This window comes from Telluria sp. ZB4P34 (genome assembly GCF_059686055.1).
Map to the genome: position 1 here is coordinate 675,886 of NZ_JCASIF010000001.1, position 15,556 is coordinate 691,441.

General features: G+C 67.0%; 14 protein-coding genes. 2 read left to right on the forward strand and 12 right to left on the reverse strand.

Features of this window, described 5'->3' with window-relative positions; genetic code table 11:
• Positions 1–29: 29 nt before the first annotated feature.
• From ispG to ndk, 5 genes are all read right to left on the reverse strand, one after another.
• Positions 30–1,313 carry a flavodoxin-dependent (E)-4-hydroxy-3-methylbut-2-enyl-diphosphate synthase gene (gene ispG / locus AC56KL_RS03015; protein WP_497178653.1) on the reverse strand — a complete coding sequence of 428 codons (1,284 nt, stop codon included), beginning with the start codon at positions 1,311–1,313 and terminating at the stop codon, positions 30–32.
• Between the two features lie 15 nt (positions 1,314–1,328).
• Complete coding sequence (locus tag AC56KL_RS03020) at positions 1,329–2,300, reverse strand: RodZ domain-containing protein (RefSeq protein ID WP_497178654.1); 972 nt, start codon at positions 2,298–2,300, stop codon at positions 1,329–1,331.
• Positions 2,301–2,324: 24 nt separating this feature from the next.
• Positions 2,325–3,125: a type IV pilus biogenesis/stability protein PilW gene (pilW, locus tag AC56KL_RS03025; protein ID WP_497178655.1), complete on the reverse strand. Its 801-nt coding sequence runs from the start codon at positions 3,123–3,125 to the stop codon at positions 2,325–2,327.
• Complete coding sequence (gene rlmN, locus AC56KL_RS03030; protein WP_497178656.1) at positions 3,125–4,294, reverse strand: dual-specificity RNA methyltransferase RlmN; 1,170 nt, start codon at positions 4,292–4,294, stop codon at positions 3,125–3,127. The genes pilW and rlmN overlap by 1 nt, the downstream gene beginning before the upstream one ends.
• A gap of 83 nt (positions 4,295–4,377) precedes the next feature.
• Entirely contained in the window at positions 4,378–4,791 is a 414-nt protein-coding gene (gene ndk / locus AC56KL_RS03035; RefSeq protein WP_436105057.1) for a nucleoside-diphosphate kinase, read from the reverse strand.
• Positions 4,792–5,012: 221 nt separating this feature from the next.
• On the opposite strand from ndk, the gene AC56KL_RS03040 reads away from it, so the two are divergent.
• Positions 5,013–5,711, forward strand: coding sequence for a Bax inhibitor-1/YccA family protein (locus AC56KL_RS03040; protein WP_497178657.1), 699 nt, complete (start codon positions 5,013–5,015; stop codon positions 5,709–5,711).
• Between the two features lie 247 nt (positions 5,712–5,958).
• On the opposite strand, the gene rlmD is transcribed toward AC56KL_RS03040, so the two are convergent.
• From rlmD to AC56KL_RS03075, 7 genes are all read right to left on the reverse strand, one after another.
• Positions 5,959–7,362: a 23S rRNA (uracil(1939)-C(5))-methyltransferase RlmD gene (rlmD, locus tag AC56KL_RS03045; protein ID WP_497178658.1), complete on the reverse strand. Its 1,404-nt coding sequence runs from the start codon at positions 7,360–7,362 to the stop codon at positions 5,959–5,961.
• Between the two features lie 223 nt (positions 7,363–7,585).
• Positions 7,586–8,578: an RNA polymerase sigma factor RpoS gene (gene rpoS / locus AC56KL_RS03050; RefSeq protein ID WP_497178659.1), complete on the reverse strand. Its 993-nt coding sequence runs from the start codon at positions 8,576–8,578 to the stop codon at positions 7,586–7,588.
• A 132-nt stretch (positions 8,579–8,710) separates the two neighbouring features.
• Positions 8,711–9,643 (reverse strand): peptidoglycan DD-metalloendopeptidase family protein, encoded by a 933-nt coding sequence (locus AC56KL_RS03055; protein ID WP_497178660.1) that lies wholly within the window; start codon positions 9,641–9,643, stop codon positions 8,711–8,713.
• A 180-nt stretch (positions 9,644–9,823) separates the two neighbouring features.
• The gene (locus tag AC56KL_RS03060; protein WP_497178661.1) at positions 9,824–10,705 is read right to left on the reverse strand and encodes a protein-L-isoaspartate(D-aspartate) O-methyltransferase; all 882 of its coding nucleotides are present in this window, start codon (positions 10,703–10,705) and stop codon (positions 9,824–9,826) included.
• Positions 10,702–11,436 (reverse strand): 5'/3'-nucleotidase SurE, encoded by a 735-nt coding sequence (gene surE, locus AC56KL_RS03065; RefSeq protein ID WP_497178662.1) that lies wholly within the window; start codon positions 11,434–11,436, stop codon positions 10,702–10,704. The genes AC56KL_RS03060 and surE overlap by 4 nt, the downstream gene beginning before the upstream one ends.
• Before the next feature lie 114 nt (positions 11,437–11,550).
• Positions 11,551–13,656, reverse strand: a complete 2,106-nt coding sequence (locus tag AC56KL_RS03070) for a tetratricopeptide repeat protein (protein WP_497178663.1) — start codon at positions 13,654–13,656, stop codon at positions 11,551–11,553.
• An 8-nt stretch (positions 13,657–13,664) separates the two neighbouring features.
• Positions 13,665–14,273, reverse strand: coding sequence for a toll/interleukin-1 receptor domain-containing protein (locus tag AC56KL_RS03075; protein WP_497178664.1), 609 nt, complete (start codon positions 14,271–14,273; stop codon positions 13,665–13,667).
• A gap of 186 nt (positions 14,274–14,459) precedes the next feature.
• On the opposite strand from AC56KL_RS03075, the gene AC56KL_RS03080 reads away from it, so the two are divergent.
• A complete protein-coding gene (locus AC56KL_RS03080; RefSeq protein WP_497178665.1) occupies positions 14,460–15,434 on the forward strand; it encodes an NADPH:quinone oxidoreductase family protein in 975 nt (324 codons plus the stop codon).
• Positions 15,435–15,556: the final 122 nt, after the last annotated feature.

The window sequence follows — 15,556 nt, forward strand, 5'->3', positions numbered from 1 at the left end:
GCGGGAGACCCGCCCACCCTACGGATATCTTATTGTGCTACTGCTTCGCGGCTGTAGTTCTTCTGAACGTAATTCAGCACGATGGTCTTGAACTCCTCGACGATGCGCTCGCCGCGCAAGGTCGCGAACTTCTGCCCATCAACGAACACCGGCGCCGCCGGCGACTCGCCCGTCCCCGGCAGGCTGATCCCGATGTTGGCGTGCTTCGACTCGCCCGGACCGTTCACGATGCAGCCCATCACGGCCACGTTCATCGCTTCCACGCCCGGATAGGTCTTTTTCCACTCCGGCATCTGCTCGCGCAGGAAGGTCTGGATATTGTCCGCCAGTTCCTGGAACACGGTGGACGTGGTGCGGCCGCAGCCCGGGCAGGCGATCACCATCGGGGTGAACTTGCGCAGGCCCATGGTCTGCAGGATTTCCTGGCCGACCACGACTTCGCGCGTGCGGTCGCCGCCCGGTTCGGGGGTGAGCGAAATGCGGACGGTGTCGCCGATGCCTTCCTGCAGCAGCACCGACAGCGCCGCGGTCGAGGCGACGATGCCCTTGCTGCCCATGCCGGCCTCGGTCAGGCCGAGGTGCAGCGGGTAGTCGCAGCGGCGCGCCAGTTCGCGGTAGACGGCGATGAGGTCCTGCACGCCCGACACCTTGCACGACAGGATGATCTTGTCGCGCGCCAGGCCCACTTCTTCGGCACGCACGGCGTTCTCGATCGCTGAGGTGATCAAGGCTTCGTACATCACGGCCTGGGCGCTCCACGGGGTCGCGCGCGACGCGTTCTCGTCCATGATGCGAGCGAGCAGCGATTGATCCAGCGAGCCCCAGTTGACGCCGATGCGCACCGGCTTGTCGTACCTGGCGGCGATCTCGATCATCTGGGCGAACTGGGTGTCGCGCTTGGCGCCCTGCCCCACGTTGCCCGGGTTGATGCGGTACTTGGAAAGCGCCTGCGCGCATTCCGGATAGTCGCGCAGCAGCAGGTGGCCGTTGTAGTGGAAGTCGCCGACCAGCGGGGTGTCGATCTCCATGCGGTCGAGCTGCTCGCGGATCGCCGGCACGGCCGCCGCCGCGGCCGGGGTGTCGACGGTGATGCGCACGATCTCGGAGCCGGCGCGCGCCAGTTCCTTGACCTGGATCGCGGTGCCGATCACGTCGGCGGTGTCGGTGTTGGTCATCGACTGCACCACGACCGGCGCGTCGCCGCCGACCCAGACCTTGCGCTGGCCGTGCGAGACCAGGACCTTGCGGCTGGCGCGGCGCGCCAGCGGGCCGGACGGGATCGGTTCGCCGATGCAGGGTTCGTTCACGATCATGTTCTGTTCCATCGCTTATTTCAGGGACACTTGGGCGAACTTCTTGCCCGGCGCCAGATCCAGGCCGACGGCCGCACCACGCAGGGTGGCCGTGACAGCGCCCGGGTTACCGACGGTCAGCTGGACCGGACCGGTGAGCTCGAGCGTTTCGGTCGTGCCGGCCTTGACCTCGCGCCAGAGCAGGCGCTTGCCGCCGCCGGCCACGCCGATCCAGGCGTCTTCGCGCACGCTCAGCACCAGCGTGTTGCCGGCAGCCGCCGAGGCAACAGGCGCAGCGGGTACGGCGGTCACCGGCGCCGCCAGCGTGGCTGCCGGCGTCGCGCCCGGGGCCGCGGCGCCTGGGGTCGTCGCGTCTGCCGGCGCGTTCGCGGCCGGCGCCACGGCGCCCTCGCCTGCCGGCGCCGGCACCGAGATCAGCGGCACCGACGGGTTCTGCAGCGCATCCTGCGCGGCCGGAGCGGCGCCCGGGGTGGCCGGCGCGATCGCCGGGGTCTCGAGCACGGCGCCGGTGTCGGCTTCCTGCTGCCGGCTGCCCGGGATCAGGCCGAAGTGCCACAGCGCGGCGCCGGCGGCAATCAGCACCGCCACGCCGGCGACCAGGCCGACCGGCACTTTATTGCGCTTGCCGCCAATCGGGAAACGGCTCTGCGAGAACGAGGCGGGACGCTGCTCGCGGCGCGCGATGGTCGCGGTGGCTCCGGCCTGGGCTTCCGGCGGCATGTTCATCTCGATCTTGGCGACCAGCGGGGCGGCGTCGATCTTCAGCAGCTTGGCGTAGGCACGCACGAAGCCGCGCGTCACCGCGGGGCTCGGGAGCGCGGCGTAATCGCCGGCTTCCAGCGCCAGGATCTGGCGCGGCGCCAGCTTCAGCTGGTCGGCCACCTGTTCCACGCTCCAGCCCATCGCTTCGCGCTGGGTCTGCAGGGTCTTGCCGGGAATGCCGGCGTCGTTGCCCGGCGTCGCGGGCTGGTCTGCATGCTCGTTCATCTTGCTGGTCTCACTCTCGCTAATTCACTCATCAAATCCGCCGCGCTCGAAGGCCGCGTATTCCGGCGAACCTGGGAAGCGCCGCCGCAGCTGGGCTGCCAGGCTGGCTTCCTGTGTCCGGTCGCCCAGCTTGCGCTGCACGCGCATGGCCAGCCACAGCGCGTCGGCCGACAGGGTGTCGAGTTTCGAAGTCTCGATCAGGCGGTTAATGAAAAAACCGGCGCGCTGGAAGTCGCGCCGCTCGTAATAGATCCGCGCCAGGCCGGCGTTGGTGGCCTGCAGGTCCGGGTTGTAGCGCAGGGCGTCGAGCAGGTAGCGCTCGGCGCCCTGGTAATTCTTGCTGCGGATGCTGCACAGGCCCGCATTCACCAGCGCACTGACCGGGGTCTGGTAGCTTGGGTTGCGCAGCGCCGTCTCGAAGTACGGCAGCGCCTGCGCCGGCTTGTTCAGCGAGGTGCACAGGAAGGAACCGTAGTTGTTCGACAGGTCCGGGTTGCCCGGTTTCAGGCGCAGGGCGGTCTGGTAATTGTCGTCCGCCAGCGGCAACTGGCCCATCGCCGTGTAGATCAGGGCGCGCAGGCCGTAGGCCTCGGCATTGCCCGGATCGGCCGCGATGGCCTGCTTGGCCTCGTCGAGGGCAGTTTCGTACTGGCCGTTCTGGTAGTAGCCGACCGCGAGCTGCAGGCGCAGCGAGGCGCGCTTTTCCGCCGCCGTCACGTCGGACGCAGTCTTCAGTTCGCCGCTGGTGCCGGCCCCATTGCTGGCGCAGCCGGCCAGCACGGCCACGGCGAACAAGACAAGTGCACGACCGGCGGCGCGGCCCATCAGGACGGGATCTCCACGATGCGTCCGAAGTCGGCGCCGAATTTTTTCTGGTACTCGGCCATCTTCTCCATGCGCTGGGCCACGCGGGTGCGGTCCTGCACCTCGCCGGCCAGCTGGCCGCAGGCGGCGTCGATGTCGTCGCCGCGCGTCTTGCGCACGGTGGTGACGATGCCGGCGTCCATCAGCACCTGGGCGAAGGCCTTGATGCGCGGGTTCTTCGAGCGGGTCAGGCCCGATTCCGGGAACGGATTGAACGGAATCAGGTTGAACTTGCAGTGCACGCCCACGATCGGGTCGTTCACCAGCGCGATCAGTTCGCGCGCGTGCTCGTCGCTGTCATTGAAGCCGTCGAGCATGCAGTATTCGAACGTGATGAAGTCGCGCGGGGCGAACTCCAGGTAACGCTTGCAGGCGGCCAGCAGCTCGCGCAGCGGGTATTTTTTGTTCAGCGGCACCAGGGTGTCGCGCAGGGCGTCGTTCGACGCGTGCAGCGACACGGCCAGGGCCACCGGCACGTCCTGCGCCAGCTTGTCGATGTTCGGGACCACGCCCGAGGTCGACAGGGTCACGCGGCGGCGCGACAGGCCGTAGGCGTTGTCGTCCAACATCATCTTGAGCGCGGTGACGGTCGGCTCGTAGTTGAGCAGCGGCTCGCCCATGCCCATCATGACCACGTTGGTGATCTGGCGCTCGCCCTTCGGGCCCGGCTCGATGCCTTTCGTGCGGCGCAGCTCGAACTCGGCCATCCACAGCTGGCCGATGATCTCGGCCACGGTGAGGTTGCGGTTGAAGCCCTGCTTGCCGGTCGAGCAGAAGCGGCAGTTGACGGCGCAGCCGGCCTGGGTCGAGATGCACAGGGTGCCGCGGTTTTCTTCCGGAATGAACACGGTTTCCACGGCATTGCCGTTGCCCACGTCGACCAGCCACTTGCGGGTGCCGTCGGTAGAGGTGTGGTCGCTGATGATGCCCGGCGCGCGCACCTCGGCGCGGGTTTTCAGCTTTTCGCGCAGCGACTTGGCCAGGTCGGTCATGTCGTCGAAGTTGCCGGCTCCGAACTGGTGGATCCAGCGCTGCAACTGCTTGGCGCGGAACGGTTTCTCACCCAGCTCGGCGCAGTACGCAACGAGTTGCGCGGGATCGAAGTCCAGCAGGTTGGTGAGAGTCGTCATGATAAATCCAGTATCTTTCCAAATAACCCCGCTCGCGCCGGCCTTGGGCCGTGGGCGAGCGGTTCTTGATGCAATAAAACCGATTACTTCAGTTCTGGGAAGAAGTAAGCGATTTCAACTTTCGCAGCTTCGACAGCGTCCGAACCGTGCACGGCGTTGGCATCGATCGAATCGGCGAAATCGGCGCGGATGGTGCCTTTCTCTGCCTTCTTCGGATCGGTCGCGCCCATCAGGTCGCGGTGCGCCAGCACGGCGTTCTCGCCTTCCAGGGCCTGAATCATGACCGGACCCGACACCATGAAGTTGACCAGGTCGTTGAAGAAGCCGCGCTCCTTGTGAGCAGCGTAGAAGCCTTCAGCCTGTTCGCGGGTCAGTTGGGTCATGCGGGCAGCGACGATCTTCAGGCCGGCGTTTTCGAAACGGGTGTAGATTTGGCCGATCACGTTTTTCGCGACTGCGTCAGGCTTGATGATGCTCAGGGTGCGTTCGATTGCCATGTAAAAACTCCAATAAAAAGAAAGGGTTAAATCGAGAACTTAACTAAAATTCGGGTACTCAATCAACCTTTAATTTTACCATACATCCCTCATATAGCCGATATTGCGGCACTGGCAAGCAAAGTGGTAGAGTGGCGGAGCAAAATCGTCCTGTTTTAAGGCTCTGCTAAGCATTTTCTAGTATGGTTTTCAGTGACGCTCATCCACCAACCGGAGGCACCATGTTCCCTAATTCGCAACCCCGCAGCACGATCGATCTGACCAAAGCCGGTCGGGGCGACGTCACGCGCAACAAAGTACTGCGCAACACCTACTGGCTCCTCGCGCTGTCGATGATCCCTACCGTGCTGGGCGCCTACATCGGCGTGTCGTTCAACCTGATGGCCGGCATCGGCGGCCTCGGCTTCATCGGCTTCATGCTGGTCGCATTCGGCTTCATCTTCGCGATCCAGAAGTTCAAGGATTCGGTCGTGGGCCTGGGCCTGTTGCTCGCCTTCACCTTCGTGATGGGACTGATGCTGACCCCGCTGCTCCAGCATACCCTGGGCTACTCGAACGGCGGCTCGCTGATCATGACCGCCTTCGGCGGCACCGCCTGCGTGTTCGCCGTCATGGCCAGCATCGCCACGAGCACCAAGCGCGATTTCTCGGGCATGGGCAGCTGGCTGATGGCCGGCGTGATCGTGCTGATCCTGGCTGCGGTGGCCAACATCTTCCTGCAGATGTCGGTCCTGTCGATCGTGATCTCGGTGCTGGCGATCGGCATTTTCTCGGCATTCATCCTGTACGACGTGCAGCGCATCGTCAATGGCGGCGAGACCAACTACATCACCGCCACGCTGTCGATCTACCTGGACGTGTACAACATCTTCACCAGCCTGCTGCACCTGCTGGGCATTGCCGGCGGCGACCGCGACTGAGCGGATGTTGCAGCAATAAAAAAGCCGACCTCATGGTCGGCTTTTTTGTAGGGTGGTCGGGTCCCCCGACCGCGCATTCAACTCCGGTTTGCGCTACGACTGCGCCCGCATTTTTCGAACGCGCGGTCAGCTACCAGTCGTACTACGACTACGCCCGCATTTGTCGCACGCGCGTTCAGTTCCCACTTGCACTACGACTGCGCGCGCACTTGTTGAACGCGCGGTCGGCGAAGCCGACCACCTACGGTCAAATGGCTTCGGCAGGGACCTCGCAGGCGGCTTCCGCCACCGGCTTCGGTCCCAGCTCGAACACCGCAATCGACTCCACGTGCGAGGTATGCGGGAACATATTGCACACCCCCGCCTTCTTGAGCACGTAGCCTGCCTTGTGCACCAGGACGCCCGCATCGCGGGCCAGCGTCGACGGGCTGCAGGACACGTACACGATGCGCTGCGGCATCAGCTCCTCGTGGGTCTCGCGCAGCTCGGCCAGTGCCAGCGACAGGGCCATGGCGCCGTCACGGGGCGGGTCGACCAGCATGCGATCGAACTTGCCGAGCGCCACCAGGTCGTCCTTCGTCACCTCGAACAGGTTGCGGGTCGAAAACGAGGTCTTGCTCGCCAGGCCGTTGGCCTGCGCATTCTCCAGCGCGCGCGTGGTCAGGGCCGTGCTGCCCTCGATGCCCACCACTTCGCGCGCCTGGGTCGCCAGCGGCAGCGTGAAGTTGCCGAGGCCGCAGAACAGGTCGGCCACGCGCTCGCCGGGCTGCACCTCGAGCAGGCGCAGGGCCTTGGCGACGAGCACGCGGTTGATCTGGTGGTTCACCTGCGTAAAATCGGTTGGCTTGAAGGGCATGCGGATGCCGAACTCCGGCAAGGTGTAGTACAGCTCCCTGTAGTCAGCCCCATCCTTGAGCGGGTAGTACGGATAGGCGGTATCCGGGCCCTTCGGCTGCAGCCACCACTGGATGTCCCACTTGTCGGCGAAGGCCCTGGCCAGCTCTTCGTCCGCCGGGGAGAGCGGCGCCATGATGCGCAGTACCAGCACCGTGACTTCTTCGCCGATCGCGACTTCGATCTGCGGCATCTGGTTGTAGATCGACAGCTGGCCGACGAATTCGCGCAGCGGCACGATCAGGCGCGCCACGTGGTCCGGCAGGATCTCGCAATAGGTGATGTCGGCCACATAGGACGAGGCGCGCTCGTGGAAGCCGACCAGCACCCCGCCCTTCTTGGCCACGTGGCGCACCGACAGGCGCGCGCGGTAGCGGTAGTCCCAGGTCGGGCCGTACAGCGGGCGCATGATGTTCTCGGACTTGACCTTGCCGAGGTGCCAGAGGTTGTCCTCGAGGACACGCTGCTTCATCGCGACCTGGGCCGAGGGTTCGAGGTGCTGCATCGAGCAGCCGCCGCAGTAGCCGAAATGCTTGCACTTCGGCTCGACGCGCATCGACGAGGCGCGCTGCAGGGTGACCATGCGGCCCGACTCCCAGTTCTTCTTCTTGCGCAGGGTTTCAAAGCTGACGCGTTCGCCGGGCAATGCGCCTTCGACGAAGATTACCTTGCCTGGAGAGCCGTCTTCGTTCTCGAGGTGGCCGACGCCGCGCGCGTCCGCGTCCAGGGATTTGATGTCGATGAAAATTTCTTGCATGTTGGTCAAAAAGAAAAAGGGAGTGGGCACAGGACTCGTTGTGCGGGGAGTTCGCAAATAAAAAATGGGCTCCAGCGGCCCGGCGGGGATGATAGCAAGGAAATAGGGTGGGCGCTACCTGGGCTGGATTGCCGTAGGGCGGTCGGCTCTGCCGACCGCGCGTTCAACTTACGGATCGGTCGCGACAAGGCTGGCCGGAGCCGAACGCGCTACGAGATCACGGCTACAGCAGCGAATCGCGAACGACGCCCCGCGCCGCCATCGCCCGCTTCAGCTTGACCAGCGCCTCCTGCTGGATCTGCCGCACCCGCTCGCGCGTCACGCCCATCTCTTCGGCGAGGGTCTCCAGCGTGGCCGGATCGTCGTTGTCCAGCCCGAAGCGCCGCGTCACGACCTGGCGCTGCTTGTCGGGCAGGCGGGTCAGCCAGTCGCGCACCAGGGCCGTCATCTCGTGCTGCTCTGCACGCGCGTCCGGGGTGGCCTCGCCTTCGTCCGGCAGCATGTCCATCAGGCTCGAAGTCGGGTCGTTGTCGAGCGGGGCGTCGAGCGAGGCGGCGTGTTCGGACAGGGCCAGGATGTCCTGCACTTCTTCCACCGGCCGGCCGACCAGGCTGGCGATGTCCTCGCAGGACGCTTCCTTGCCGTCGTGCTTCTGCGCCTCGAGATGGTACTTGGCGCGCAGCACCGCATTCAGCTCGCGCACCATGTGCACCGGGAGGCGCACGGTGCGCGCCTGGTTCATGATGGCGCGCTCGATGCTCTGGCGGATCCACCAGGTGGCGTAGGTGGAAAAGCGGAAACCGCGCTCGGGCTCGAATTTGTCGATGGCGCGCATCAGGCCGATGTTGCCTTCTTCGATGAGGTCGAGCAGCACCACGCCGCGGTTGATGTAGTGCTTGGCGATCGACACAACCAGGCGCAGGTTATGCTCGATCATCTTCTGGCGCGCCGCGAAGTCGCCCGCCTTGGCCAGCGTGGCGACCTGGACTTCCTCGCTTGCGCTCAGGAGCGGCCGGGTGCCGATCTGGTTGAGGTAGTGCTGGGTGGTGTCGGTGGCGAGCTCTGCCTGCAAGACCTTGCGCAGCTCGTCCACCGTATCGAGGTCGGGACCGGCGAGGATCTCCTCGCCGCCGCTCGCAGGGGCGCCGCCGTGTTCCGGTTCGTCCGGAAACTCGTCTGTGTCCTGCTGTTCCAGCGAGTGCGGCGCTTGCGTCATACCTCTCCTGCGGGTGCGAAAAATTCGTCCATGGCTGCGTTGCCTCGTCTTGCCGTACTAGCGTACTGTCTTCGACTCGGCGGCGGATCGCCGCACCGCTTGCCCTGGCCGTTTTTTCACACCCGCCATCCTTTAGCGGCCGGGCAGGAACCTCGACGGATCGACCGGTTTGCCCTGTTGGCGTATCTCGAAATGCAATTTCACCGAGTCTGCGTCTGAATCACCCATTTCCGCAATCATCTGGCCCTTGGCCACATTGTCGCCTTCCTTCACGACGATCTTGCGGTTGTGCGCGTATGCCGACAGCAGGCTGTTGTTGTGCTTGACGATGACGAGGTTACCATAACCCCGGATGCCACTGCCAGCGTACATTACTTTGCCGGCGCCCGCCGCCACCACTTGCTGGCCGGGACGGCCGGCGATATCGATGCCCTTGTTCCTGCCTTCGTCGAAGGTGGCGACGATGCGGCCTTCGGCCGGCCACATCCAGCTCAGCCTCTCGTCGCCGCTGCTTGCGGCGACCGCCGGGGCCGGGGCCACCGCGGCCGGAGCCGAAGCTGGCGCAGGAGCGGGCGTTGCAGGCGCGGCCGGGCGCACCGCGTCGGCGCGCGCGCCCGATTCCGGACGGGCCGCCGCGACGGTTTCGTTGTACGGCTGCTTGTCGGCGCGCGGTTCGGTCTTGCGCGGCGCGGCCGGCGGCGGCGCCGGTACCGGCTGGGTCTGCATGTTGGCGCTGCGTTCGCCGCGTTCCGGCGCCGCGATGCGCAGGACCTGGCCCACCTTGATGTCGTCCGGGTCGCGCAGGTTGTTCCAGGCGACGATGTCGCGGTAGTTCTCGCCGTGGTCCAGGGCGATGCGCAGCAGGGTGTCGCCGCGGCGCACGGTGTACATGCCCTTTTCATCCTGCTTCGGTTCTTCGGCGCGCGCGGCCGGGACCGGGCGCGGACGCTCGACGGTCGGCAGGGTGGTGCGTTCGACCACGGGCGCCTGGCGTGTCATGGAATTACAGCCGGCCAGCAGGCCGAGGGCGAGGGTGAGCAGTGCTAAACGGGGTGCTTGTTTCATCGTCTTTCTATTTTCTGTTCATGTTCTGTGGTGCTGCCCGGCCGCGCACGCAGGCGCGGAACGCAACTGCGGACATCGTCGGCCGTGGCGACGCCGCGCGCACCAGGCTCTTCAACGCCTGGCGGGCCGGGAGCGTTGACCCGGCAGTGGCGGAATCCGGCGGCGCGCATGCGCCGCGTGCTAGACAGTGCCGGGACGCAGCGGCACGAAATGGCACGCTTCCAGCGTTTCGCTGGCCCATTCGCTCTTGCCGATGCGGGTAATGCGTTCCAGGCGCTGGACCTGGGCGCCAACCGGCGCAACGAGGTGCGCGCCGATGGCCAGTTGTTCGAGCAGGGCGCGCGGTACTTCGAGACCGGCGGCGGCGAGGATGATCCCGTCGAAAGGTGCAACCTGCGGCAAGCCTAGCATACCATCGCCGTATTGCAAACGCAGGTTCGAGATCCGCAGCGGCCGCAGGTTGGTCTTGGCCAGCTCGTGCAGGGGCTTGATGCGCTCGATCGAATACACCTCGCGCGCCACGAAGGCCAGCACCGCGGCCTGGTAGCCGCAGCCGGTGCCGATCTCGAGCACCCGGCCCAGCTGGGCGCCGCCGGGCAGCGAAGCGCGCATGGCTTCGATCATGCGCGCCACGATGTAGGGCTGCGAAATCGTCTGGTTATGGCCGATCGGCAGCGAAGCGTCGATGTACGCCTGCGCCGACAGGGCCGGTTCGATGAACAGGTGGCGCGGCACCGTTTCCATCGCGCCCAGCACGACGCCGTCCTTGACGCCCTGCTTCGCCACGCGCGCAACCATGGCGCGCCGCACCGCTTCCGAGGCCATCAGCTCGGAACGCTGCGCGACCGGGGCGGACGGCTGGTGCGCCTGGGCGTAGCCGGGCGGGCGCGGCGCCGGCGCTGCCGGGGCCATGCTGCCGCGCACGTGGATGCCGGCGGCGGTGCTGGCATTGCGGGTGGCGGTTTGCGGCGTGGCCACCGGCGACGGCGCGGCCGGTTTGCGCGTGGCGCCGCCGGTCACCGACGACAGCGGCAGCGGGAAGGTGCTGCGCTTGTCGCTCATACGAGCCCCCGCAGCAGTTCCAGCTGCGCCTTGTGGGTCAGGTCGACCTGCAGCGGCGTGATCGACACGCAGCCCTGGGCCGTGGCATGGAAATCGGTGCCCTCTCCGGCATCGCGGCAGGCCCCGGGCGCGCCGATCCAGAAGATTTCGCGGCCGCGCGGATCCTGCGAACGGATCACCGGCTCGGCGTTGTGGCGGCGCCCCAGGCGCGAGGGCGTCAGCGGCCCGATCTGCTCATAGGGCAGGTTCGGAATGTTCACGTTGAACAGGAAGGGTGCATCGAGCTTGTCGAAGCGGCGTTCGACGATCTCGCGCGCGACGCGCGCTGCGGCATCGACGTGGGTCCAGCCCGGGTTCACCTGCGAGAAGGCGATCGCGGGAATGCCGAACAGATAGGCTTCGGTGGCCGCCGCCACAGTGCCCGAATACAGGGTGTCGTCGCCCATGTTCTGGCCGTTGTTGATGCCGGAAACCACTAGGTCGGGCAAGGCATCGCCCATCGCGGTCAGGGCGATGTGGACGCAGTCGGTCGGCGTGCCATTGACGAAATGAAAACCGTTGGCCGCCTTCTGGACCGTCAGCGGACGGTCCAGTGTCAACGAATTCGACGCACCCGAGCGGTTGCTGTCGGGTGCGACCACCACGATGTCCGCGATCGCGGACAAGGCGTCGGCCAGCGCACTGATACCAGGCGCCAGGTAGCCGTCATCGTTACTGATAAGAATTCGCATGTCTGCGATTTTACCTGAAGCAACGCCCGGATCGCTCGTTGCCGAAGCGATTTTGTTTCCTGATGGCGATTTTTCAAGGTCATCGAATTGTCAGCCTGACAAGCAGTTTGCTTGCTAAGGCAAGGACGGCATCCGCTCATGCCGCGCCTGGACGAGCGCTCCCTCCAGTGAAGACAGGAGGTCCTTGTTGAAGGCCAGCGCGGCATCCTTGTCGCCGTCACGCAGGTAAACCTGCTCGATCATCGCCGCCACGCGCTGCCGTAGCGGGAGCGCCACACTCGGCCATTGCACCGAATGGCGCATGCTGTCGGCCAGGGCGCGCGCCTCGCGGCGGCTGTCCTGGTCGAGCAGGGATTTCAACTGCGCGCACTGTTGCTGCAGGCTGTCGATGGCGTGGTACTCGTCCGCGTGAGTGATTGCGGCGGCGTCCGCCTGGTCCAGGGCGGGCGCCCCACCCTGGATGCCGCGCACTGCCGCCATCTCGCCCTGGGCCGCATGGATCTTGGCCAGCGCTTCGCGCGCCCGTACCGTCGGCCGGGCCCAGGCGCCGTCGTAGCGCTCGCGTGCACGCAACACACCCTCGAGCAGCCGCCGCGCATTGCCGAGCTCGCCCATCTCGCCGAGCAGTCGGGCGAGGCGCTGCCCGCAGCGCAAGCTGGCGTCGTGCGTGCTTCCCTGCGCGCGGCGGCGCCCGTCCAGCACGCGCTCGAGCAGGACCCGGGCCCGCTTGTTCTCGTGCTGCCTGCACAGCGTCAGGGCCAGGTCTTCGAGGCAGTCGAGCGTGGCCGGGTGCGCTTCGCCCCAGACGCGCTCGCCGCTCGCCACGACCTGTTCGTGCAGCGCCAGCGCCCGCTCGCGCTCGCGCAGCCGGCCCAGCACGCCGGCCAGGCCGGAGCGCGCCGCCAGGGTCTCGGGGTGCTCGGCGCCGACGCTGCGCGTGCAGGCCTGCACCAGCCGCTCGTAGTCGTGGCGCGCATCGCCGAAGCGGCCGGCGCCGACCTGCAGCGCCGCCAGCGCCGCCATCACGGCGCGCGCGTCGGGATGGTGCTCGCCCAGCGCCGCCCGGCGCAGCTGGAGGCTCTCGCGCAGCAGCGCGTCGGCTTCGCCCAGGCGCCCTTCGTCGCGGCACCGGGCGCCCAGCCGCGCCAGGTGCGTTGCCAGCGGCACTGCGTCATCCTCGGCCCGTGCCTGTGCGATGGCGCGGCGCAGGCGGATCTCGGCCGGCGACTGCCATGGGAAGCAGTCGCGCCCGAACCACGCCAGCAGGCGCGCAGCCGGATGGGCCAGCGCGCCCTGCCCGGGTGCGGCGAAGGCGGCCGTTTCGCACAGCGGCAGCTGGACTTCGTCGAACCAGCTTTCCAGGCGCAGCCAGCCGATGCCATAGGCGCCCTGCAGCAGCGTTTCGAGGCGTGGCTGGTAGCCCGCCAGGCCGCGCGCCGGGTCGCCGCGCCGCCAGCACTGCGCGGGGTCGCTGCGCGCCCCCTCGGGGGCGCACGCGAGCGGATAGACCAGCAAGGGGCGTTGTTCATCCTCGTGGGTGCCGCGGTACTCGATGGCGCGGCGCACGACGCCTTCGAGGCCATCGAGGCTGCCGGGCGCCGGCGTGAACAGGCCGACCAGCCGGTCGGGGAGCAGCGTGGTGCAGGCGCTGACGCTCGCCGAGCGGCCACTCCCCGCGGCCACCAGCACGTGGCGGAAATGGCCGGCCATGCGCGCGGCGAAGCGGCGCAGCAGCGCCGGGCAGCTGTCGAACAGCGCCGCCCAGTCGAGGCGCCCGGCGCGCTCGGCGTAGTCGTCGTCAAAGCGGCCGGCAGGCATCAGGTAGAGCGGGCGGCGGCCATCGGCGCGCCCCACGTAGGCGCGCCAGTCGACCGCGTCGAGCACGGTATCGGCGAGCATCGCTGCACCCGCGTCGGCGCAGTCGCCGGGTGCGATCCTGCGGCCTTGCAGTTCAGCGTGCAGTGCCTCCGCGTACTCCACCAGGCCCGGCCGGCCGGCTGCGTCGACACCCTCGGGCGCCGCATCCAGGTAGCCGTGCAGCGAAGGCGCCGCCAGGTCCCAGTCGATCACCAGCACCGGCGCCCCGCCGGCGTCGCCGGCGAGCCGCAGTGCGAGGGCGGCCAGCAGGGCGTTGCGCGCCGCGCCGCCTTCGTAGGCATAAAACGTCGTCACCTCGCCGGGAGTGTCCAGCGCGGCAAATCCTGTGCGATGTTGTTCCATGTGGCTCCTCATTTTTTTGGAAAACGCAGGCCTGGCGCGGCACGCCATTCGGGTGGGACATCGGGGAGCACGAATTGGTTGCAATCATGACCAAGCGGCATATGGGTTTTCTGGCGCTGGTAATGATCGGCGATGCGCCTGACCATCTTGTCGATGTCGGGCAGGAAGTCCGGGTTGGACTTGATGTCGCCCGTCGCCAGGGTGAAATGCGAAAAGTCGACGTAGAAGCTGTTCTCGGTGATTTCCGGCGGCAGCGAATCGGGGTGCCGGGTCATGATGACCGGGATGATCAGGCGGCTCGGGAGCGGATACCAGGCCGCGCGTTCGCGCTCGAGCTGGCGCATGGCCGCGTACTCGCGCCGGGTGTAGGCATGGGCCTCGTACTTGGGTGTGTAGATGAGGATCATGCAGACGCTCTCGCACATGGCGCGCGCGATCTTGCGGTCGAGGTCGTCGCCCCCGCCCAGCTGTTCGGTGTCGACAAACAGCTCGTCTTCGTTGTCGAAGTAGGGTTCGAGATAGCAGCGCAGCGCGTCGGCCAGGGCGGTCTTGAACCGGTTCATCAGGCCGTGCCTGCCGTGTGCGTAGCTGAAGAAACACCCGTAACGGATAGCCATTGCCTGCCCCCTATTCCATGGACCCTAAGGCGGATTCCTCTGACTCTAGCCTCACCGACCCCGGCCATTTTGCGGGCGCACAAGCGCGGCCAGCGGGCTCGTCTGCATCCTCGAAAGTCGCACGGCATGCACCTTCAGGCATAATGCCGCCGATTGAAAACCGCAGTTAAAGCGAAGGAGAAACAGATGAAAGCCGTTCGTTGCAAGGATTGGGGCCCGATCGACAGCCTCGTGGTCGAAGACCTGCCCGACCTGGCGCCGGGCGCGGGCGAGGTCGTCGTCGACGTGCGCGCGGCGGGCGTCAACTTCCCCGACGTGTTGACGGTGCAGGGCAAGTACCAGGTGCGGCCCGAGCTGCCCTTCACGCCCGGCAACGAATTCGCCGGCACGGTGCGCGCCGTGGGCGAAGGCGTCGCCGGCTTCGCGCCGGGCCAGGCCGTGATCGGCTTCACCCGCACCGGCGCCTTCGCCGAGCAGGCCGTGGCGCCGGTCGAAGCCCTGATGCCGATGCCTCCCGGCATGGACTTCGACACCGCCGCCGCCATCACCCTCACCTACGGCACCTCGCACCATGCGGTGGTGGACCGCGCCGCGCTGCAGCCGGGTGAAACCATGCTGGTGCTGGGCGCGGCCGGCGGCGTCGGACTGGCCGCGATCGAGATCGGCAAGGCGCTCGGCGCGCGCGTGATCGCAGCGGCCTCCAGTGACGAGAAGCTGGCCATCTGCCGCGAGCACGGGGCTGACGTGCTGATCAACTACGAGCGGAACGACCTGCGCGAGGCGCTCAAGGCGGCGACCGGCGGACGCGGTCCGGACGTGATCTACGATCCAGTCGGCGGCCCCTACAGCGAACCGGCGCTGCGCTCGATCGCCTGGCGCGGCCGCCACCTGGTGGTGGGGTTTGCCGCGGGCGAGATTCCGAAGCTGCCGTGGAACCTCATGCTGCTGAAAGGCGCGTCGGTCGTTGGCGTGTTCTGGGGCGATTTCGTTCGGCGCGAGCCGAAGGCCAACCTGGCCGCGATGCTGCAGATGCTGGGGTGGATGGCGGAGGGGAAGCTGAAACCGCTGGTGTCGGGGCGGTATCCGCTGGCGGAGACCGCGCGCGCCTTGAACGATATGGCGGCCCGCAAGGTGACCGGGAAGATCGTGATTACTCCGTAACGCAAGTAGGGGACGTAGGGTGGGCGGGTCCCCCGCCCGCGCGTTCAAATCACGTATCCCGGCCCGCTCCGTTGCCATTCATGCGCTGGTTGAACGCGCGGGCGGCAGAGCCGCCCACCCTA